This window comes from Mycobacterium sp. pV006 (assembly GCF_041287115.1).
Classification (GTDB): Bacteria; Actinomycetota; Actinomycetes; order Mycobacteriales; family Mycobacteriaceae; genus Mycobacterium.
Window position 1 is genome coordinate 18,033 of the sequence record NZ_JBGGKT010000006.1, and the last position, 19,188, is coordinate 37,220.

At 68.5% G+C, this 19,188-nt stretch carries 22 protein-coding genes; 10 read left to right on the forward strand and 12 right to left on the reverse strand.

From position 1 onward, the window contains the following. Positions 1 to 36: 36 nt before the first annotated feature. A complete protein-coding gene (gene phoU, locus ACAG25_RS11085; RefSeq protein ID WP_370488432.1) occupies positions 37 to 705 on the forward strand; it encodes a phosphate signaling complex protein PhoU in 669 nt (222 codons plus the stop codon). A 21-nt stretch (positions 706 to 726) separates the two neighbouring features. On the opposite strand, the gene pstB is transcribed toward phoU, so the two are convergent. The 6 genes from pstB to ACAG25_RS11115 form a co-directional block, all read right to left on the reverse strand. Further along, complete coding sequence (gene pstB / locus ACAG25_RS11090; RefSeq protein ID WP_370488433.1) at positions 727 to 1,503, reverse strand: phosphate ABC transporter ATP-binding protein PstB; 777 nt, start codon at positions 1,501 to 1,503, stop codon at positions 727 to 729. Positions 1,504 to 1,511: 8 nt separating this feature from the next. Next, positions 1,512 to 2,426, reverse strand: a complete 915-nt coding sequence (gene pstA, locus ACAG25_RS11095; RefSeq protein ID WP_370488434.1) for a phosphate ABC transporter permease PstA — start codon at positions 2,424 to 2,426, stop codon at positions 1,512 to 1,514. Further along, entirely contained in the window at positions 2,423 to 3,490 is a 1,068-nt protein-coding gene (pstC, locus tag ACAG25_RS11100) for a phosphate ABC transporter permease subunit PstC (protein WP_370488435.1), read from the reverse strand. The genes pstA and pstC overlap by 4 nt, the downstream gene beginning before the upstream one ends. Positions 3,491 to 3,538: 48 nt before the next feature. Continuing rightward, complete coding sequence (gene pstS / locus ACAG25_RS11105; protein WP_370488436.1) at positions 3,539 to 4,660, reverse strand: phosphate ABC transporter substrate-binding protein PstS; 1,122 nt, start codon at positions 4,658 to 4,660, stop codon at positions 3,539 to 3,541. Positions 4,661 to 4,784: 124 nt separating this feature from the next. Continuing rightward, positions 4,785 to 5,678: a mycothiol synthase gene (gene mshD, locus ACAG25_RS11110; RefSeq protein ID WP_370488437.1), complete on the reverse strand. Its 894-nt coding sequence runs from the start codon at positions 5,676 to 5,678 to the stop codon at positions 4,785 to 4,787. Further along, a complete protein-coding gene (locus ACAG25_RS11115) occupies positions 5,675 to 6,454 on the reverse strand; it encodes a winged-helix domain-containing protein (RefSeq protein ID WP_370488438.1) in 780 nt (259 codons plus the stop codon). Before ACAG25_RS11115 ends, mshD begins: the two co-directional genes overlap by 4 nt. A gap of 170 nt (positions 6,455 to 6,624) precedes the next feature. Between ACAG25_RS11115 and lmeA the strand changes: the two genes are divergently transcribed. The 6 genes from lmeA (at position 6,625) to ACAG25_RS11145 (ending at position 10,088) form a co-directional block, all read left to right on the forward strand. Further along, positions 6,625 to 7,437, forward strand: coding sequence for a mannan chain length control protein LmeA (gene lmeA / locus ACAG25_RS11120; protein ID WP_370488439.1), 813 nt, complete (start codon positions 6,625 to 6,627; stop codon positions 7,435 to 7,437). After that, positions 7,434 to 7,856: a thioredoxin family protein gene (locus tag ACAG25_RS11125; RefSeq protein WP_370488440.1), complete on the forward strand. Its 423-nt coding sequence runs from the start codon at positions 7,434 to 7,436 to the stop codon at positions 7,854 to 7,856. The genes lmeA and ACAG25_RS11125 overlap by 4 nt, the downstream gene beginning before the upstream one ends. A gap of 29 nt (positions 7,857 to 7,885) precedes the next feature. Further along, positions 7,886 to 7,972 carry an Ms5788A family Cys-rich leader peptide gene (locus tag ACAG25_RS11130; RefSeq protein WP_370488744.1) on the forward strand — a complete coding sequence of 29 codons (87 nt, stop codon included), beginning with the start codon at positions 7,886 to 7,888 and terminating at the stop codon, positions 7,970 to 7,972. Between the two features lie 200 nt (positions 7,973 to 8,172). After that, positions 8,173 to 9,006 carry a sulfurtransferase gene (locus tag ACAG25_RS11135; RefSeq protein ID WP_370488441.1) on the forward strand — a complete coding sequence of 278 codons (834 nt, stop codon included), beginning with the start codon at positions 8,173 to 8,175 and terminating at the stop codon, positions 9,004 to 9,006. Between the two features lies 1 nt (position 9,007). Next, positions 9,008 to 9,310 carry a DUF1416 domain-containing protein gene (locus tag ACAG25_RS11140; protein WP_370488442.1) on the forward strand — a complete coding sequence of 101 codons (303 nt, stop codon included), beginning with the start codon at positions 9,008 to 9,010 and terminating at the stop codon, positions 9,308 to 9,310. Between the two features lie 148 nt (positions 9,311 to 9,458). After that, positions 9,459 to 10,088: an FABP family protein gene (locus ACAG25_RS11145; protein WP_370488443.1), complete on the forward strand. Its 630-nt coding sequence runs from the start codon at positions 9,459 to 9,461 to the stop codon at positions 10,086 to 10,088. Between the two features lie 246 nt (positions 10,089 to 10,334). Here the strand turns inward: ACAG25_RS11145 and ACAG25_RS11150 are convergent, their stop codons facing one another. Further along, the gene (locus ACAG25_RS11150) at positions 10,335 to 11,216 is read right to left on the reverse strand and encodes an aminodeoxychorismate lyase (RefSeq protein WP_370488444.1); all 882 of its coding nucleotides are present in this window, start codon (positions 11,214 to 11,216) and stop codon (positions 10,335 to 10,337) included. Between the two features lie 51 nt (positions 11,217 to 11,267). Between ACAG25_RS11150 and ACAG25_RS11155 the strand changes: the two genes are divergently transcribed. Together ACAG25_RS11155 and ACAG25_RS11160 are read left to right on the forward strand one after the other, a co-directional pair. After that, a complete protein-coding gene (locus ACAG25_RS11155; RefSeq protein ID WP_370488445.1) occupies positions 11,268 to 12,341 on the forward strand; it encodes a folate-binding protein YgfZ in 1,074 nt (357 codons plus the stop codon). A 147-nt stretch (positions 12,342 to 12,488) separates the two neighbouring features. After that, a complete protein-coding gene (locus tag ACAG25_RS11160; RefSeq protein ID WP_370488446.1) occupies positions 12,489 to 12,662 on the forward strand; it encodes a DUF3073 domain-containing protein in 174 nt (57 codons plus the stop codon). Positions 12,663 to 12,683: 21 nt separating this feature from the next. Here the strand turns inward: ACAG25_RS11160 and purM are convergent, their stop codons facing one another. Beyond that, positions 12,684 to 13,757 carry a phosphoribosylformylglycinamidine cyclo-ligase gene (purM, locus tag ACAG25_RS11165; protein WP_370488447.1) on the reverse strand — a complete coding sequence of 358 codons (1,074 nt, stop codon included), beginning with the start codon at positions 13,755 to 13,757 and terminating at the stop codon, positions 12,684 to 12,686. A gap of 102 nt (positions 13,758 to 13,859) precedes the next feature. Between purM and ACAG25_RS11170 the strand changes: the two genes are divergently transcribed. Further along, positions 13,860 to 14,837 carry an NAD(P)H-binding protein gene (locus ACAG25_RS11170; RefSeq protein WP_370488448.1) on the forward strand — a complete coding sequence of 326 codons (978 nt, stop codon included), beginning with the start codon at positions 13,860 to 13,862 and terminating at the stop codon, positions 14,835 to 14,837. Between the two features lie 14 nt (positions 14,838 to 14,851). Here the strand turns inward: ACAG25_RS11170 and purF are convergent, their stop codons facing one another. From purF to ACAG25_RS11190, 4 genes are all read right to left on the reverse strand, one after another. After that, positions 14,852 to 16,396, reverse strand: a complete 1,545-nt coding sequence (purF, locus tag ACAG25_RS11175) for an amidophosphoribosyltransferase (RefSeq protein WP_370488450.1) — start codon at positions 16,394 to 16,396, stop codon at positions 14,852 to 14,854. 81 nt (positions 16,397 to 16,477) lie between these two features. Then, entirely contained in the window at positions 16,478 to 16,870 is a 393-nt protein-coding gene (locus tag ACAG25_RS11180; RefSeq protein WP_370488451.1) for a sterol carrier family protein, read from the reverse strand. Between the two features lie 12 nt (positions 16,871 to 16,882). Next, positions 16,883 to 17,518, reverse strand: coding sequence for a lysostaphin resistance A-like protein (locus ACAG25_RS11185; protein ID WP_370488453.1), 636 nt, complete (start codon positions 17,516 to 17,518; stop codon positions 16,883 to 16,885). After that, positions 17,515 to 19,182, reverse strand: coding sequence for an alpha/beta hydrolase (locus ACAG25_RS11190; RefSeq protein ID WP_370488745.1), 1,668 nt, complete (start codon positions 19,180 to 19,182; stop codon positions 17,515 to 17,517). The genes ACAG25_RS11185 and ACAG25_RS11190 overlap by 4 nt, the downstream gene beginning before the upstream one ends. Between the last annotated feature and the right edge of the window lie 6 nt (positions 19,183 to 19,188).

Consider the following 19,188-nt stretch of genomic DNA (forward strand, 5'->3'; position numbering starts at 1 on the left):
GTGACGGGGGTCCCCGTGCGCCGTAGGCTTGATCCCATGCGTACCGCGTACCACGAGCAGTTGGATGCCCTGACCAGTCTCCTCGGAGAGATGTGCGGACTGGCGGGCGTCGCGATGGAGCGCGCCACCCAGGCCCTGCTGCAGGCCGATCTCGCCCTCGCCGAACAGGTCATCACCGACAACGACCAGATCACCGCGATGAGCGCGCGCGCCGAGGAGAGCGCGTTCGTGCTGCTGGCCCTGCAGGCGCCGGTGGCCGGCGACCTGCGCGCGATCGTCAGCTCCATCCAGATCGTCGCCGACGTCGAGCGCATGGGGGCGCTGGCACTACACGTCGCCAAGATCGCGCGCCGGCGCCATCCCCAACACGCGCTGCCCGAGGAGGTCAACGGCTACTTCGCCGAGATGGGCCGCCTGGCCGTCGAGTTGGGTCACAGCGCACAGGAGGTGCTGATCACCCGCGACCCCGAGAAGGCCGCGAGGATCGGCGAAGAAGACGACGCGATGGACGACCTGCACCGCCACCTGTTCTCCGTCCTGATGGACCGGGAATGGAAGCACGGCGTGGCCGCCGCCATCGACGTCACCCTGCTGGGCCGGTTCTACGAACGCTTCGCCGACCACGCCGTGGAGGTCGCACGTCGGGTGATCTTCCAGGTCACCGGCAAGAACCCGGACGAGGAGCAACTTCCGGCGTCACGCTGAGCGTGCCCGCCCCTTCGGGGGTCAGCCGAAGCGGCCGGAGATGTAGTCCTCGGTAGCCTTCTTCGACGGATTCGAGAAGATCTTCTCGGTGTCGTCGATCTCGATGAGCTTGCCCGGCCGACCTGTGGCCTCGAGGTTGAAGAACGCGGTCTGATCGCTGACCCGGGCGGCCTGCTGCATGTTGTGGGTGACGATCACGATGGTGAAGTCCTGCTTGAGCGTGGAGATCAGATCCTCGATGGCCAGCGTCGAGATCGGGTCCAGTGCCGAGCACGGTTCGTCCATCAGCAGCACGTCGGGCTGCACGGCGATGGCGCGCGCGATGCACAGCCGCTGCTGCTGGCCACCGGACAGCCCGCCGCCGGGCTTGTCGAGCCGGTCCTTGACCTCGTTCCACAGGTTGGCGCCGCGCAGAGAGCGCTCGGCGACCTCGTCGAGGGTCTTCTTGTTGCGGACACCGGCCAGCTTGAGCCCGGCCACCACGTTGTCGCGAATCGACATGGTGGGGAACGGGTTCGGGCGCTGGAAGACCATGCCGATGGTCTTGCGGACACCAACCGGGTCGATGCCGGGGCCGTAGATGTCCTCGCCGTCGAGCAGCACCGAGCCTTCGACGCGCGCCCCGGGGATCACCTCGTGCATCCGGTTCAGCGTGCGCAGCACCGTGGACTTCCCGCAACCGGACGGCCCGATGAACGCGGTGACGCTGCGTGGCTGCACCGACAGGGACACCTCGGCGACCGCATGGAACGAGCCGTAGTAGATGTTGACGTCCTTGAGATCCAGACGCTTGGCCATGACAGCTCCTAAACCTTTTTGGGGGCAAAGAATTTGGCGAGGAATCGCGCGCCGACGTTGAGCAGTGCGATCAGCACGATCAGGGTCAGCGCCGCACCCCACATGCGGTCGGTGGGCACCGGGTTGGCGCCCGCGCCGGCCGAGGTCTGGTCGTACATCATGCCGGGCAGCGAGCCCATGAATCCGCTGAACATGTCGAAGTTGATGGCCTGGGCGTACCCGACCAGGATGAGCAAAGGCGCAGTCTCACCCATGACGCGGGCCAGTGCCAGCATGATGCCGGTGACGATGCCCGACAACGCCGTGGGGATCACGATCGCCGAGATGGTCTTCCACTTCGGCACCCCGAGCGCGTAGCTGGCCTCGCGCAGATCCATCGGCACGATCCGCAGCATCTCCTCGGTGGAGCGCACGATCACCGGAATCATCAACAGCACCAAGGCAAGTGACACCGCGAACCCGGACCGTTCGAAACCCAGGGTGGCCACCCACAGCGCGTAGATGAACAGCGCCGCGACGATCGACGGCACGCCGGTGAGGATGTCGACCATGAACGTGGTGACCCTGCCCAGTCGGGTGCCGCCGCCGTATTCGACGAGGTAGATGCCGACGAACACCCCGACGGGAATCGAGATGGCCGCGCACACCAGGCCTTGCAGCAGGGTGCCGACGATCGCGTGATACGCCCCGCCGCCGGCAGCGAACGCCGTCATGCCCGCCTGCGAGTTCCACCACCAGGTGCTCGAGGTGACCGCGCCAATGCCCTTGGCCACCACGGTGTAGAGCACCCATACCAGCGGCACGAGAGCGACCAGCACCGAAGCGGTCACCAGAACGGTCGCCACCTTGTCGACCGCCTTGCGCCGGAGGCTCAGGCCCTGGAAGGTCGGCGCCTTGACGGGCTGGTCGAGTGTGCTCGTCATGACTTGCCCTTCCCGGCGACCGCGGCGCGGGCCAGCGAGTTGACCACGAACGTGAGGATGAACAGCACCAGACCCGCAGCGATGTACGCGCCGGCCTTGTACTGGTCGTTGAATTCCGAAGCCGCCGAGGCGATCAGGCTCGCGAAGGTGTACCCACCGTCGAACAACGACCACCCGAAGGCCTGCTGGGTGCCGCGCAGGATGATCAACAACGCGATGGTCTCACCGAGTGCGCGGCCCAGACCGAGCATGGCGCCGCTGATGTATCCCGACATCCCGAACGGCAGCACCGTGGTCCGCACGACCTCCCACCGGGTGGCGCCCAGGGCGAGCGCGGCCTCGATCTGACCGCGCGGGGTCTGCACGAACACCTCTCGGGTGACGGCGGTGATGATCGGCAGGATCATCACCGCCAGCACGATGCCGGCGGTGAAGATCGTGCCGCCGCCCGACACCGACGCGGTGCCGTCGGCGAACAGGAACATCCACCCCAGCGTGTCGTTGAGCCACAACGCGAACGGCTTGATCACCGGCGCCAGGACATACAGCCCCCACACGCCGTAGATGATCGACGGCACCGCGGCCAACAAATCGACCAGATAGGCCAGGGGTTGGCTGATCCGGCGTGATGCGTACTGCGTCAGATAGATCGCGATGCCCAGCGCCACCGGCATCGCCAGCAGCAGCGCGAACACCGAGACGAACACCGTGACCTGCAGCAGGTCCAGGATGCCGAAATGCATCGCCGAGGTGTCGGTGGTGATCCAGTTGCCGCCGAAGAGGAAGAAGTTCTCCTCGTTGCGGGCCAGCGCCGGGATCGCGCGCCACATCAGGAAGAAGCCGATCGCGGCGATGATCGCGACGATCAGGACGCCGGACCCTTCGGCGAGAATCCGGAAGATGCGGTCCCCGAACCGCACCTTGGCGTTCTTGGCGGGGTCCGTCGAGATCGGGGTGGGCTCGGGGAAGGGTGCGGCCAGCGCCTCACCCGATCCCGAGTCGGCTGGGTTGGGAATCGTCACAGAAGTTCCGTCGAAGCCCTTCTCGGTTCCGTGGTACGTCATTCGGTCAATCCCCATCCTCGCCTCGACACCGCCGCCGCGCCAAGGCGGCTAGGCAGTGGCGCCGATGGCGTCGACGGAGGTGAGCAACCGCTCCTTGAACTTCTGCGGCAGCGGCACGTATCCGGCCGACGACAGGTCGTTCTGTCCGTTGTTGGCCGCGGCCGTCAGGAACGACTTCACCGCGGTCGCGGTCTCGGCGTCATAGCCGTTGGAGCAGACGATCTCGTAGGTCGCCAGCATCAGCGGGTAGGCACCCGGCTCCTGGGTGCCGTAGATCGAGTCCAGGTCCAGCACCAGATCGTTGCCCTCGGACACGAACGTGGCGGCGTCGATCGCCTTGCCCGCGGTCTCGTCGTTGAGTGCGACCGCGCCCGCACCGGTGTCGATCTGCGCGTAGGGCACCCCGGCCTGGTCGGCGAAGCCCTTCTCGACGTAGCCGATCGAACCCGGGGTGGCCTGCACGGCCTGCACGACGCCGGCGGACTTCTGTGCGCCCTCCCCCGCGCCGCCTTGGAACTCGCTGCCGGCGCCCTGCGTCCACGTCTGCGGGGCGGCAGCGGTCAGGTACTTCTGGAAGTTGTCGGTGGTCCCCGACGAGTCGGAGCGGTAGACCGGGGTGATCGGGGTGTCCGGCAGGCTCGCGCCTTCGTTGAGGGCCGCGATCGCCGGATCGTTCCACGTGGTGATCTGGCCGGAGAAGATCCTGGCCAGCGTATCGCCGTCGAGCACCAGCGAGTCGACCCCGTCCAGGTTGTAGGCCATCGCGATGGGACCGAACACCAGCGGCAGGTGCCAGGCCGGGTTGCCTCCGCAACGTTGGGCGGCGGCCGCGATCTGGGCATCCGAGAGCGGGGAGTCCGACCCCGCGAAGTCGACGTTGGCCGCGATGAACTGCTCACGGCCGGCGCCGGAGCCGGTCGGGTTGTAGGAGAGGTTCTTGCCGGGGCAGGCCTGACCCCACACCTGGTTGAACACGGCGACGGCGTTCTGCTGGGCCGTGGAGCCCTCGGCGGTCACGTTGTTCTTGCCGCCGCAGTCAGCCGCCGACGCCGCACCGGTTTGCGTCCCCGTGGCCGTGGGCGCGTTGTTGTCGCTACCGCATCCCGCGAGGGTCAAGGCCGCTATCGCCGCGATCGAGGCGGTGGTGCCGAATGTCCTGCCGGTGCTCATGCGCTTCACTGATCCCACTTTCCTGATTCGATGCCGGAACGGCTGCGATCTCAGGGCAACGTATGCGGCCGTGGTGGATCGTTCGCGGACTGCGGGTGAACGCGAGGTGAACGGTTCGGCGTTCCTACCGGTTCGCCGCGTAGGCCACGTCGGTGTTGGCTATATCGAAGCCGAGGCGTTCATACGTCTTCACCGCGGCGGTGTTGTCGGCTTCGACGTAAAGCATCACGTCGGGCTCGACTCTGCCGACGGTCAGCCGCTCCGCCAGGTGGTGCAAGCCGCTCAGGGTCAGCAGCCCGCCCAGGCCGCGACCCTGCGCGGCGGGGTCGACGCCGACGACGTACACCTCACCGAGGGTCGCCGAATGCACCTTGGTCCAGTGGAATCCGAGCAGCGCACCGGACTGCTCGTCGAAGGCCATGAACAGTCCGTCGGGGTCGAACCATGCTTCGGCGCGGCGCTCGGCGATTTCGGCATCGGTCCAGCCACCCTGCTCGGGGTGCCACGCGAACGCGGCGTTGTTGACCCGCAACAGCTCGGCGTCGTCATCGGGACCCGAGTAGGTGGCCAGGCGCACTCCGTCGACCTCGGGCACCGCGGGCAGGTCCGCCAGCGGACGACTCATCTGCAGCAGCCGGCGCACAGGCACCAGTCCCAGGGCCCCGGCCGTGGCACGGGCCGGTTCGAGATCACCGTGGGCCCAGAATCGAGCGTCGGCGTCCCCGGTTTCGAGCGCGGTGCGGATCAGGTGGGCACCGATACCGCGACGACGCGCGTCGGGATGCACCACGAGTTCAGCCATGGGCGGGGCGTCGTCGGTGGCCGGCGCCAGATTGAGGTAACCCTGCACACGGTCGCCGTCGACGGCCAGAAGGTGTCGGGTCCGGTCGTGGTTCAGCGCGCGCAGTACCTGTTCGCCGACGGGTGCGACACCGTCGGCGACGGTGGCCGCCTCCACGAGTTCACGGATCTGCCGACGTCGGGTGTCGGCGAGTTCGTGCTGCCAGTCGACCGTCACGGACTCCCCAGCGCCTCGGAGACCACGTCGCTGCCGATCTCGTCGACCTCGTCGTCGTAGGGGTCGTCGTCGACCTCCTCGGGTGCCGGTGCGGCCGCTCCGCGGCCGCGGGCCGGACGGACGGCCTTGTACCCGACGTTGCGGACGGTGCCGATCAGCGACTCGTACTCGGGGCCGAGTTTGGCGCGTAGCCGGCGGACGTGCACGTCGACGGTGCGCGTGCCGCCGAAGAAGTCGTAACCCCACACCTCCTGCAGCAGCTGCGCCCGGGTGAACACCCGGCCCGCATGTTGCGCGAGGTATTTCAGCAGCTCGAACTCCTTGTAGGTGAGGTCGAGCGGTTTGCCGCGCAGACGAGCGGTGTAGGTGCCCTCGTCGATCACCAGCTCGCCGAGGCTGATCTTGCCGACGTTCTCCTGGTTGGCCAGACCGCCGCGGCGGCCGACCAAAAGCCGCAGGCGCGCGTCGATCTCGGCCGGACCCGTGCTGGGCAACAGGATCTCGTCGAGACCCCACTCGACGTTGACCGCGACCAGTCCGCCCTCGTTGACCACGGCCACCACCGGCACCGAGGTGCCGGTCGTGCCCAGCAGACGGCAGAGTCCACGCGCCGCGGCGAGGTCGGTGCGGGCGTCGACGATGGCCACGTCGGCGGAGCCGGCCTCCAGCAGCGACGACACCTCGGTGGGTGCGGTGCGCACGGTGTGCGCGAGCAGGGCCAGCGACGGTAGGACGGATTCCGGATGCGGGTCGACCGTGAGTAGCAATAGGTCCAACTGGCCCTCCAACAGCCGTGGAGATCTTCGGCAGGACACCACCGGTACGTCGTTGTCGCGCGGTGACTTCCCAGATTCATGCCTGACACACGGCCGTTACCGACCGTTGGTGGTCTAACGATAGCGCGCCACCTGCTCATACGCCGCGTCGAACGGGGACGCCGCGGCACGTGGGCAACAATGTCGGGGTGCGCAAGCTCCTCCTCGGTGGCCTCGCGACCGTGCTCACGTTGGTCCTGGGCGCGGTCGGCACGGACTTCGGCGCGGCGATCTATGCCGAATATCGCCTGGCCAGAAGCGTCCGCAGCGCCGCCGACCTGAACTGGGATCCGTCGGTGGCGATTCTGGGCTTCCCGTTCGTCGCGCAGGCGTCGCAGCACCGGTACGACGAGGTCGAGATCAAGGCCAGTGGTGTTGATCACGCGGTGATCGGCCGGGCATCGCTGGAGGCCACCCTGCATTCCGTCGAGCTTCCGGGGTCGTGGCTGGTGGCGCCGGACACGACGTTGTCGGTCGGCAAGGTGGAGAGCCGCATCATCATCGACTCCACCCATCTGGGCCGCTACATGGGCATCACCGACCTGCTGGTGGAGGCTCCGACCGTCGAGACCAACGACTCGACCGGCGGCACCACCGAGTCGGGGATCTCGAGTAACCGCGGCGTGGTCTTCACCGGTACCCCCCACCAGGCGGGGTTCGGTGAGAGGGTCAGCATCGCGGTGGATCTGTCGTTGACCGGACCGGACGACTCCACGCTGGTCCTGACCGCGACCGGAGTGCTGACGGGACCGGGCACCGCCGATCAGGACGTGCCGGAGGACCGGCTGCCGGCGGTGTTGGAGACCTTCAGCGGCTCGCTGCCGGGGCAACGGTTGCCGTTCGGGGTCCTGCCGACCAGTCAGGGGGCCCGCGGATCGGACATCATCATCGAAGGCATCACCGAGGACGTGGAGCTACGCCTGGACAGGTTCCGGCTCTCATGAGTGCGACCTGGGTCGTCGTCGTCGCGGTGTTGATCGCCGTGGCCGGCTTGGCCCTGGTGATCGGACGGCTGGTCACGCTGCGCAGCACGCTGGCCAGGGGCGCCGCGGAGTGGCCCGACGTCGACACCAGCGATCTGGGCCTGTCCGGCACCGGCCCCACGGTGCTGCATTTCTCGGCGCCGTGGTGCGGGCCCTGCGCCGGTGTCCGTCGGGTGGTCGACGAGGTCTGCGCGGAGCTGCCCCAGGTGGCCCACGTCGAGATCGACATGGACGCCAATCCCGCGGCGGCACGCAAACTTTCGGTTCTGTCGCTGCCTACGACGTTCGTCTTCGACGCCGACGGGCGCCAGCGTTACCGCACATCGGGGGTACCGACCGCCGCTGACCTGCGGTCGGTCCTTCAGCGGCTGTTGGCTTGATCACCCTGTCATTGGGTAAGCTGTCGGCCGTGTCAGCCCGCCTCGAGCTTGTGCTCACCAAGCGCCGCGCAGTGGATCTGTGCCGCGTTGCGGGCTGTTGCTGTTGTTGCTGCTGAGTAGCCGCGTCTTCGGTGTGCGTCGCACTGCCGTGAGCGGCCGCCGACCGGCCCCAGTCCGTCGATGCACCAACAGGAGCTTGATCCATGTCGAACCTCATCACCATCGGGAAGCCCCCTGCCATCCGTCGTCGCCTGACGTCGGGTGCACCGTCCCCCACGTAATCGCACCGCCCCCAACAAAACCGGAAGGACCCTCTATGGCACGCTCCGACGTCCTGGTCTCAGTCGACTGGGCCGAGAGCAATCTCGACGCTCCGAACACCGTCTTCGTCGAGGTCGACGAAGACACCAGCGCTTACGACACCGGGCACATCCCCGGTGCGGTGAAGCTCGACTGGAAGGCCGATCTGCAGGACCCGGTGCGGCGCGACTTCGTCGATGCCGAGCAGTTCTCGAAGCTGCTGAGCGAGCGCGGGATCTCCAACGACGACACCGTGATCCTCTACGGCGGCAACAACAACTGGTTCGCCGCCTACGCCTACTGGTACTTCAAGCTCTACGGCCACGAGAACGTCAAGCTGCTCGACGGCGGCCGCAAGAAGTGGGAGCTCGACGCCCGCCCCCTGTCGACCGACAAGGTGGAGCGGCCGACCACGAGCTACACCGCCAAGGCGCCCGACACCAGCATCCGCGCGTTCCGTGACGAGGTCATCGACGCGATCGGCAAGAAGAACCTCGTCGACGTGCGCTCCCCCGACGAGTTCTCCGGCAAGATCCTGGCTCCCGCGCATCTGCCGCAGGAGCAGAGCCAGCGTCCCGGCCACGTCCCGGGCGCGATCAACGTTCCCTGGAGCAAGGCCGCCAACGAAGACGGCACCTTCAAGTCCGACGAGGAGCTGGCCAAGCTGTACGCCGACGCCGGCCTCGACGGGTCGAAGGAGGTCATCGCGTACTGCCGGATCGGTGAGCGCTCGTCGCACACCTGGTTCGTCCTGCGCGAGCTCCTGGGGCACGAGAACGTCAAGAACTATGACGGCAGTTGGTGCGAATACGGCTCCCTGGTGGGGGCCCCGATCGAATTGGGAAGTTGATATGTGCTCTGCACCCAAGCAAGGACTGACGTTGCCCGCCAACGTCGACCTGGAGAAGGAAACGGTCATCACCGGCCGGGTCGTGGACGGCTCGGGGCAGGCGGTCGGCGGCGCGTTCGTCCGCCTGCTGGACAGCTCCGACGAGTTCACCGCCGAGGTCGTCGCATCGGCCACCGGTGACTTCCGCTTCTTCGCGGCACCGGGCACCTGGACGCTGCGCGCCCTGTCGAAGGTCGGCAACGGTGACGCCGTGGTCGCGCCGACGAGCGCCGGGATCCACGAGGTCGACGTCAAGGTCGCTTAGGCAGACCTCCGGTCGCGAGCAGGATCTCGACGGCGGTTAAACTCTCCGCCGTGGTGCTGTTCTTCGAGATCCTGCTCGTCGCCGCGGTCGTGGTGATCACCTGGTTCGCGTTGTACGCGGTGTATCGCCTGGTCACCGACGAGTCGTAATGACCTCCGGCGACGAGGCGGTCGCCGCTGCGGCCGAACGGGCCAAGCAGACCGCGGCGCGCAACGTTCCGTCGTTCACCGATCTTCCGGTGCCCGCCGATACCGCGAATCTGCGGCAGGGCGCCGACCTCAACGACGCCCTACTGGCGCTGCTGCCTCTGGTGGGTGTGTGGCGCGGCGAGGGTGAGGGTCGCGGCGCCCACGGCGACTACCGGTTCGGCCAACAGATCGTCGTATCGCACGACGGCGGCGACTACCTGAACTGGGAGGCCCGGTCGTGGCGCATGACCGAGGACGGCGATTACGAACGTCCCGATCTGCGTGAAACCGGCTACTGGCGGTTCGTCAGCGATCCGGCCGACCCCGGTGAATCCCAGGCCATCGAACTGTTGCTGGCGCACTCGGCCGGCTACGTGGAGCTGTTCTACGGCCGCCCGCTGAACCAGTCGTCCTGGGAGTTGGTCACCGACGCGCTGGCCCGCAGCAAGTCCGGCATTCTCGTCGGCGGAGCCAAACGGCTCTACGGCATCATCGAGGGCGGCGATCTCGCCTATGTCGAAGAACGGGTCGACGCCGACGGCGGTCTGGTTCCGCACCTGTCGGCACGGCTGTCGCGCTTCGCGGGCTGACCCACCCCGAACATGGAGCGACCCCCGAGCCGTCATCCACGGTCGGACAAAAACCGAGGGGCTCGGGGGCCGGGTGACTGCGGGGAATTCGCCAGCGCGCGCAGGTGTGCGTCAAGCGCTCCCCGGCGCTGCTAGCTCGCAGCCACCTCACATGTCCATAAGTCACTCAAAATCTCGGACCACCTCCTTTCCTGTGTACGAGCGAAGGTACCCCCGCGCCGCGACACCGACAAGGGAAATACGCTCTCAGCGATCGCGGCGCAGCGCGGCGTCGATCATCTCGGCCATGTCCTCGGCTGCCGCCGCGTGCGCCAGCTCGACTCCGTCGACGGTGTGCACGCGCGCCGCCAGCGTGATGCTCGACACCAACCAGACCCCTTGCGCGGCAACGAGATCAGCGGGCCGCAACGCCTGGTAGTCGCAGTCGTACCCCTTGTCGCGAGCGACTTCGAACAGCGCCTGCTGGGTGGTGCCGCGCAGGATCGGATACCAGGGCGGCGGGGTGAGCAGGCACGGCCGGCCGTCGTCGGACACGGTGGCGATGACGACCGTCGAGCGCGGCCCCTCGAGGATGTATCCGTCGCTGCTGACGAAGATCACGTCCCCGGCGCCACGCGCCTCGGCGTGGCGCAGCGCGGCCATGTTCACCGCGTAGGACAGCGTCTTGGCGCCGGCCAGTAGCCACGGCAACTCGTCGGTCCCGTGCGAGGTCAGTCCGCGGTCGAGGGTCACGGCCGCCAACCCGTGCCGCCGGACCTCGGCGACGCGCGCCGGCAACGCCCCGACGGTCGCGTAGGCCGTGCTGCCGGGTGCGCTCTCGCGGCCGCGGCTGTACACCAACCGCAGGACACCGTCATCCTCGGTCGCCGACGTCCAGGCCTCGACGGCGACCGCGACCGCGGCGCGCCACCGACCCAGATCGGGAGCAGGTAGGTCCATCATCTTCGCCGAGTGCGTCAGCCGTTCCAGGTGCGCGTCCAGCAGGCAGGGGCCGCCGTCGCGCACCAACAGGGTCTCGAAGATCCCGTCGCCGCGGACCGCGGCGAGGTCGTCGGCGAACAACAGCGGAACAGTCGGGTCGTGCAGCTGCCCGTCGAGGGTGACCACAACTCCGGGTCCGTCGGCCATGGACCCACAGCGTAGCCCCAGCGCCGGTCACCGAATCCGTAGAGTTGACCTATGTCCGCTGTCCCCGCACCTGATTCCGGACCCGATGCCGGGGCCGTCTGGCATTACGGCGATCCCCTCGGCGAGCAACGGACGGCCCGCGACGGCGCCGTCGTGGTCGAGCGGTCCCACCGCGGGGTGCTGACCCTGACGGGCGCCGAGCGCAACACCTGGCTGCACAGCCTCTCCACGCAGCACGTCAGTGACGTCGCCGACGGCACCACCACCCAGAATCTCAGCCTGGACGGGCAGGGCCGGGTCGAGGACCACTGGTTGCAGGCCGAGGTGGACGGTCGCACGGTCCTCGACACCGAGCCGTGGCGCGCCGAGCCGCTGCTGGCGTACCTGCGCAAGATGGTGTTCTGGTCGGATGTCGCGATCGAACCGGCCGAGTTCGGGGTGCTCTCGCTGCTGGGGCCGGATCTCGGCGACACCGCGGTGCTCGACGTGCTCGGACTGACGTCGCTGCCGGCCGACGGGACGGCGACGACCGTCGAGGGCGGCGGATTCGTGCGTCGCCTGTCTTCGGGCGGGGCGGACCTGGATCTGGTGGTGCCGCGGGTACAGCGCGACCAGTGGTGGGACCGCCTGACTGCGGCGGGGGTGCGCCCGGCCGGGGTCTGGACCTATGAGGCGCTGCGGGTCGCGGCCCGGCAACCACGCCTGGGCGTGGACACCGACGAGCGCACCATCCCCCACGAGGTGGGCTGGATCGGACCGGCCGTGCATCTGGACAAGGGGTGTTACCGGGGTCAGGAGACGGTGGCGCGGGTGCACAACCTGGGCAAGCCGCCGCGGATGCTGGTGCTGCTGCATCTGGACGGCGACACCGAACGTCCCGCTCCCGGGGACCCGCTGCTGGCCGGCGGCCGCGCGGTGGGGCGGCTGGGCACCGTCGTCGACCACGTCGACGAGGGAGCGATCGCCCTGGCGCTGGTCAAGCGCGGACTGCCCGCCGACACCGAGTTGACCACCGGCGGCCAGGTGGCCTGCACGGCCGCCATCGACCCCGACTCCGTGCCGGAGACCGACGCCGTCGGCGCCGGGCGACTGGCCGTCGAACGGTTGCGTAGCGGAACTAAGTGACGGCAGCCACAAAACCCGGCGGGTGATCAGGGCCTGCCAGCGCCACGGCGTTCGGCACGGTAAGGTGTCGGGCAGGACAATAAACACACTCAGATCGGAGCCGCCTAGTAATTGGGCCGCTCCGTTATTGCGCGAGGGGGTTCCCCCATGGGCCGCGGCCGGGCTAAGGCAAAGCAGACCAAGGTTGCACGTGAGCTCAAGTACAGCTCACCTCAGACCGACTTCGAGCGGCTTCAGCGCGAGTTGTCGGGATCGTCCAGTCTGGATGGTGAGAGGGCATCAGATGATGCCTGGGTCGAGGAGGACGACTGGCGCCGCTAGGCTCCAGTCCCCTCGACCCACCTAGAACCTGGGGTGCTGCCCCACCAGAACCGCACGGGCACTGTCCTTACCGCCCTTCTTGACGGTGCCCAGGGTCCAGCAGTCCAGGTGTCGGGCGGTCAGCACGGCCAGCGCGCGATCGGTGTCCTCCGGCGCGACCACGGCCACCATGCCGACGCCCATGTTGAACGTCCGTTCCATCTCGGCACGCTCGATGCGCCCGCGCTGGGCGATCATGCCGAACACCGGGGCGGGCGTCCAGGTGCCGCGGTCCAGTTCGGCCATCAGGCCGTGCGGGATGACGCGTTCCAGGTTGCCGGCCAGTCCGCCTCCGGTGACGTGGCAGAAGGTGCGCACCTGGGTCTCCGCGATCAGCGCCAGGCAGTCCTTGGCGTAGATGCGGGTGGGCTCGAGCAGTTCTTCGCCCAGGGTGCGGCCGAACTCCTCGACGTGGCCCGCGAGGTTCATGTGGTCGATCTCGAGCAGCACATGCCGAGCGAGTGAGTATCCGTTGGAGTGCAGGCCGGTGGACGCCATCGCGATGATCACGTCCCCGGGCTTGACCCGGTCGGGTCCGAGGACGTCGTCGGCCTCGACGACGCCGATGCCGGTGGCCGAGATGTCGTAGTGGTCCGGCGCCATCAGGCCGGGGTGCTCGGCGGTCTCCCCGCCCAGCAGCGCGCACCCGGCCTGGACGCAGCCGTCGGCGATGCCCGACACCAGCTCGGCGACCCGCTCGGGGACGGTCCGGCCGACGGCGATGTAGTCCTGCAGGAACAGTGGTTCTGCACCACACACCACCAGGTCGTCGACCACCATGGCGACCAGGTCGATGCCGACGGTGTCGTGCTTGTCCATGGCCTGGGCGACCGCCAGCTTCGTGCCGACCCCGTCGGTCGACGACGCCAGCAGCGGCTCGCGGTAGTCCCCGCGTAGGGCGAACAGGCCGGCGAAGCCGCCCAGCCCGCCCCGCACCTCGGGGCGGGTCGCCTTCTTGGCAAGTGGCTTGAAGAGTTCGACGGCACGGTCACCGGCTTCGATGTCGACGCCCGCCGACGCATAGGAAATGCCGTGTTGTTCGGCGCCCTTAGTCATCGGATGCAAGGCTACCGCCCGCCCTCCGGTGTCGAACTCCCGGATTGCGGCAATCCAGGTCGGCGTCGGCTCCGAAGACGGGGTAGACGGGCGGAGGAAGAGATGTCGGCTGGACAGACGCGGTGCCTGGTGACCGGCGCCACCGGTTATATCGGGGGTCACCTGATACCCAAGCTGCTGGAACAAGGGCTGGCGGTACGCGCGATGGCACGCACGCCCGCCAAGCTCGACGGGGCGCCGTGGCGCTCCGAGGTGGAGGTGGTGCGCGGCGACCTGACCGACCCGGACTCCCTGACCGAGGCCTTCGAGGACGTCGACGTCCTGTACTACCTGGTGCATTCGATGGGCACCTCCCGCGACTTCGTGGCCGAAGAGGCCCGCTCGGCGCGCAACGTGGTGGCGGCGGCGCAGAAGGCCGGGATCAAGCGGGTGGTGTACCTCGGCGGTCTGCACCCGGAGGGCGCGGATCTGTCGCGTCACCTGGCTTCCCGGGTCGAGGTCGGCGACATCCTGCTGGAATCACCGGTGGAGACGGTGGTGCTGCAGGCGGGCATCGTCATCGGTTCGGGGTCGGCGTCGTTCGAGATGGTGCGGCACCTGACCGACCGGTTGCCGCTTCTGACGACGCCGAAGTGGGTGCACAACAAGATCCAGCCGATCGCCGTCGACGACGTGCTGCACTATCTCGCCGAAGCGGCGACGGCCCCGGTGCCACGCTCGCGCACCTGGGATGTCGGCGGTCCGGACGTGATGGAGTACGGCGACGCGATGCAGATCTACGCCGACATCGCGGGCCTGCGCCGTCGGGTGATGGTGGTACTGCCGTTCCTGACGCCGACGATCGCGAGTTGGTGGGTCGGGTTGGTGACGCCCATCCCGGCGGGGCTGGCTCGGCCGCTGGTGGAGTCTCTGGAGTGCGACGCCGTCGCCCACGAACACGACATCGATGACGTCATCGCGCCGCCGCCCGGTGGCCTGACGAGCTACCGCGACGCGGTCGAACAGGCACTGCAACGCGACGGCACGGCCGCGGCCGGCGGGAAGCGGCGGTTGTTGCGGTTCAGCCCGGCGCAGGGTTAGGGACGCCGGAGGCGTCAAGGCCTGCGCAGCGCCGACGCGTTGTCGTTGTCGACGGTCTGCAGCGGGATGCCGGTGCGAGCCGCGGTGGCCAGCATGTGTTCCACGACGTTCTTGCCGAGGGCGGTCTCGCCGGGCAGTTCGATCGGGTAGTCCCCGTCGAAGCATGCCGAGCACAACCTCGAGGCGGGCTGTTCGGTGGCGGCGATCATGCCCTGTTGCGAGATGTAGCCCAGCGTGTCGGCGCCGATGGCGTGGCGGACCGCTTCGAGCATCTCGTCCTCGTCGGCATCGGCGTTGGAGGCGTTGGCGATCAGCTCGGCCGGGGTCGCGAAGTCGATGCCGTAGAAGCACGGCCATTTCACCGGGGGCGACGCGATGCGCACATGCACCTCGACCGCGCCGGCCTCGCGCAGCATCCGGATCAGGGCGCGCTGGGTGTTGCCCCGCACGATCGAATCGTCGACGACGATGAGGCGCTTGCCGCGGATGACCTCTTTGAGCGGGTTGAGCTTGAGGCGGATACCGAGTTGCCGGATGGTCTGCGACGGCTGGATGAAGGTGCGCCCGACGTAGGCGTTCTTCATCAAACCCTGACCGAACGGTATTCCGGACTCCTGCGCGTAGCCGACGGCGGCGGGCGTGCCCGATTCGGGGACGCCGATCACCAGGTCGGCGTCGACGGGCTTCTCGCGGGCCAGGCGCCGGCCGATGTCCACCCGGGTGGCGTGCACCGAGCGGCCGACGATCGTGGAGTCCGGACGCGCCAGGTAGACGTACTCGAACACACAGCCTTTCGGCGAGGGCGGCGCGAACCGGCTGGACCGCACCCCGTCGGCGTCGATGGCGAGCAGCTCACCGGGTTCGATGTCGCGGACGAACGAGGCGCCGACGATGTCGAGTGCGGCGGTTTCCGAGGCCACCACCCAGCCTCGGTCCAGACGGCCCAGTGACAGCGGTCGCACGCCGTAGGGATCGCGCGCCGCATACAGGGTGTTCTCGTCCATGAAGGTCAGGCAGAAGGCGCCACGCACGGTCGGCAGCAGTTCCAGCGCGGCCTGTTCCAGCGACGAATCTGCGGCGCCGTGGGCCAGCAGCGCGCCCAGGATGTCGGAGTCGGTGGTCGCGGCAGCGGCTCCGCGCGGACCGACCAGACCCTCGTCGCGGGCCCGGGCGGCCAGTTCGGCGGTGTTGACCAGATTTCCGTTGTGGCCCAGCGCAACTCCGGTACCGGCTGCAGTGTTGCGGAAGACGGGCTGCGCGTTCTCCCACGTGGTGGACCCGGTGGTGGAGTATCGGCAGTGGCCCACGGCGACGTGGCCGGGCATGGCGGCCAGCGTCTGCTCGTCGAACACCTGGCTGACCAGGCCGAGATCCTTGAACACCAGCACCTGGGAGCCGTCGGCGACGGCGATGCCCGCGGCCTCCTGGCCCCTGTGTTGCAGCGCATACAGACCGTAGTAGGTGAGTTTGGCCACTTCTTCGCTGGGTGCCCAGACGCCGAAGACTCCGCACTCTTCTCTGGGCTCGTTGTCCACGTCGGCGGACTGCTCAGCGGTCACAATCAGGCTGCTCCCTGGGGGCTGTGGGTGACGTGGGCCAGTCTACGGGTCAAAGTCGGTTGCGACAGAATCGCCGCCGAATTACTCGTCGAGGTTCACCACCGGCAGCCAGGACGCGATCTCCTCGGCCCGGGAGCCCGACAGCTGCAGCGCACCGACCGCGGCCGCGTCGTCGACCGTCAGCAGCCCGGTGGCCAGAAGCAGCCAGGTGCGGGGGTCGGTTTCGACGACGTTCGGCGGGTTGCCGCGGGTGTGTCGCGGACCGGCGATGCACTGCACCGCGACGAACGGCGGCACCCTGACCTCGACGCTGGAGCCCGGAGCGTCGGCGGCGAGGGTGCGCGCCGTCAGACGTACCGCCGCCGCGAGTTCGGCGCGCTGCGGCGACGGCGTGTCCGGGTCACGCAACCAGGCTGAGACCGCCGTGACGGCAGCGCGGGTCTGTGCCGGGTCGGCACCACGACGAGTGGCCACGGGTTCAGGATCTCAAACGGCTCGGCGTTCGACACGTCCACGTTGAACTGCCAGCGCCGCAACGGCTCCGGCCTCGTTGATCGCGAGGTGCGCGAGGATCGGCGCGGCCAGGCTGCCGGATCTGCGGTACAGCCACGAGAACAACGCTCCGGCGGCGCCGGTGACGAGCACCGTGCCGAGGACCGAGTCGCCTCCGGCGCGGGCGTCGGGCACATGGCTGAGGCCGAACACCGCGGCCGCGACGATCCCGCCTGCGCGCGGTCCGAAGGCACGGGTGGCCACGCTGTCGAGGATGCCGCGGTAGACGACCTCCTCGGACCACACGGTGCCGAACGGGATTCGCAGCAGCAGCCAGCGGCCGGGCTTCGCCGGAATGTCGCGCACGGCCATCCCCTCGCGTACCTCGCGGCGGGCGGTGGCCGCTGCCACGGCCGAGATCACGGGAGCCGCCGCGATACCACCCCACCGGAGCCCGTCCCACAGCGCAGGCGGCCGCAGTCCCAACGATTCTCGTCCGGTGAACGCCAAGGTCGCACTGAAAGCAATGTGCGGCAGGGGATTCCACCGCGTCGGCAGACGTGGCGACACGGCGCTCCAGGTGAGCAACAGCGCCGAGAGCCCAACGACCCGCGATGAGTGCCTCTTCACGTCACAGCATCAGAAAGTCGGTCCTGCAGGACATTCCGGATGCGCTCGGTGTCGGCACGGGTCCAGCCGGGCGGGGCCGCGACGCCCACCCAGCCGTCGAGGATGTAATGACCGTAGTTGTGGCCGTGCCCGCCGGGAGCCGAGGCCGCATTGGTCATGTCGGCGGCGACCTGCCAAAACGTGATGATCGGGTACCACCGCATGGACGCGGTGCGGTCCCGGCCGGGCGGTTCGGCCAGCCAGTCCGGGCGGGTGAACAGCAGATCCGGTGACCACCACACGATCGGATCCGACGCATGCTGCAGGAACAGCACCCGGGTGCCTTCCCAGGGCGGGAGGGTGTCCGCGGCGATCTGTTCGGAATCGTTGCCCTGCGAGAAACGCACGGTGCGCCCATTGTCGTAGCGGGGCTGCACTTCCGGGGTTCCGGGGTCGCGGCGCACGGTGATGCCGCGCCACAATCGGCTGGCGTTGGGCGGGCCGACCCACAGCACCGACGAGAAGCCCATCCGGGAGATGTCGGGCAACCAGTCGAACGCGGCCTGCCCGGCCATCGAACCCAGGCTCTCGCCGTAGAGCATCAACCGTGGGCGCCGGTCCGGCGGCAACTGCGCCCACCGCTGGTGTACCGCCTCGATCATCATCCGTCCCGACTGCATGGACTTCTGTTGATCACCCAGGAACGAAATCCAGCTCGGCAGAAAGGAGTACTGCGATCCCACGATCGCGGTGTCGCCGTTGTACATCAGCTCCAGCGCCGCGGTGGCCACGGGATTGAGCCACCCCGTTCCGGTGGTGGGTGCGATCACCAGCACTTCGCGGTCGAACGCGCCGGTGCGCTCCAACTCGCTGAGCAGCACCGCCATCCGCTCTTCGTCCGTCTCGGCGGTCTCCAGCCCGACGTAGACGCGGATCGGTTCGAGTGCGGGCCGGCCGTTGATGCGCTCGAGTTCCTCGGCGCTGGGACCGCCGGCGACGAAGCTGCGGCCCTGATAACCCAGGGTGTCCCATTCGGCGAAGGAGTCCGGGCTGCCCGATCTCTCGGAGTCCTCCGGTTGTACGACTCCTTCGGCGGTGGTGCTGTTCTGCGGTTGGAAGACCCGGTTGGCCGCGGCGAAGAAGCCGCGTACGAGCACACCGTTGACCAGGGTGATGACCAGAACCACCACCACGGCCGTGCCGATCAGCAGTGCCAGTTCGTCGGAGAGTCGCCACCGCCGGATCAGCATCCGCGCCATCGTCTTGATCACGTCGATGAACACGCGGGTCACGGCCACACACACCGCCCCGACGGCCGCGGCCAGCGCGAGGGTACGCAGATAGCTTGCGGTGCTGGGTCCTTCGACGCCCATGAGTTCCGAGACCTGCCGCTGCCAGTCGGCCGCCGGGACCACCATCAGCAGGCACGCCGCGACCGACCCGACCACGGTGATGGTCTTCAGCGTGTAGGCGATCCCGGACGGCAGCGGCCACCAGCGCCGGTTGGCGAGCACGAACCGGTGGACCATGCGGCCGAGGAACACGCCGATGCCGTAGCCGATCGCGGCGCTCAGCCCGCCGATGAGCCCACCGAACAGCCAGTCCCGGGGAAGAAGTGAGGGTGTGAGCGAGAGGCAGAAGCTCAGCGCGCCGAATGCGATGCCGGTGAAGTCCAGCCGCAGCATCCGCCA

Excerpts from the sequence above, each read along its gene's own strand:
- phoU (WP_370488432.1), top strand. The coding sequence starts at position 37 with ATGCGTACCGCGTACCACGAGCAGTTGGATGCCCTGACCAGTCTCCTC.
- pstB (WP_370488433.1), bottom strand. The coding sequence starts at position 1,503 with ATGGCCAAGCGTCTGGATCTCAAGGACGTCAACATCTACTACGGCTCG.
- pstA (WP_370488434.1), bottom strand. The coding sequence starts at position 2,426 with ATGACGAGCACACTCGACCAGCCCGTCAAGGCGCCGACCTTCCAGGGC.
- pstC (WP_370488435.1), bottom strand. The coding sequence starts at position 3,490 with ATGACGTACCACGGAACCGAGAAGGGCTTCGACGGAACTTCTGTGACG.
- pstS (WP_370488436.1), bottom strand. The coding sequence starts at position 4,660 with ATGAGCACCGGCAGGACATTCGGCACCACCGCCTCGATCGCGGCGATA.
- ACAG25_RS11125 (WP_370488440.1), top strand. The coding sequence starts at position 7,434 with ATGAGTGCGACCTGGGTCGTCGTCGTCGCGGTGTTGATCGCCGTGGCC.
- ACAG25_RS11135 (WP_370488441.1), top strand. The coding sequence starts at position 8,173 with ATGGCACGCTCCGACGTCCTGGTCTCAGTCGACTGGGCCGAGAGCAAT.
- ACAG25_RS11140 (WP_370488442.1), top strand. The coding sequence starts at position 9,008 with ATGTGCTCTGCACCCAAGCAAGGACTGACGTTGCCCGCCAACGTCGAC.
- ACAG25_RS11145 (WP_370488443.1), top strand. The coding sequence starts at position 9,459 with ATGACCTCCGGCGACGAGGCGGTCGCCGCTGCGGCCGAACGGGCCAAG.
- ACAG25_RS11150 (WP_370488444.1), bottom strand. The coding sequence starts at position 11,216 with ATGGCCGACGGACCCGGAGTTGTGGTCACCCTCGACGGGCAGCTGCAC.
- ACAG25_RS11155 (WP_370488445.1), top strand. The coding sequence starts at position 11,268 with ATGTCCGCTGTCCCCGCACCTGATTCCGGACCCGATGCCGGGGCCGTC.
- ACAG25_RS11160 (WP_370488446.1), top strand. The coding sequence starts at position 12,489 with ATGGGCCGCGGCCGGGCTAAGGCAAAGCAGACCAAGGTTGCACGTGAG.
- purM (WP_370488447.1), bottom strand. The coding sequence starts at position 13,757 with ATGACTAAGGGCGCCGAACAACACGGCATTTCCTATGCGTCGGCGGGC.
- ACAG25_RS11170 (WP_370488448.1), top strand. The coding sequence starts at position 13,860 with ATGTCGGCTGGACAGACGCGGTGCCTGGTGACCGGCGCCACCGGTTAT.
- ACAG25_RS11190 (WP_370488745.1), bottom strand. The coding sequence starts at position 19,182 with ATGCTGCGGCTGGACTTCACCGGCATCGCATTCGGCGCGCTGAGCTTC.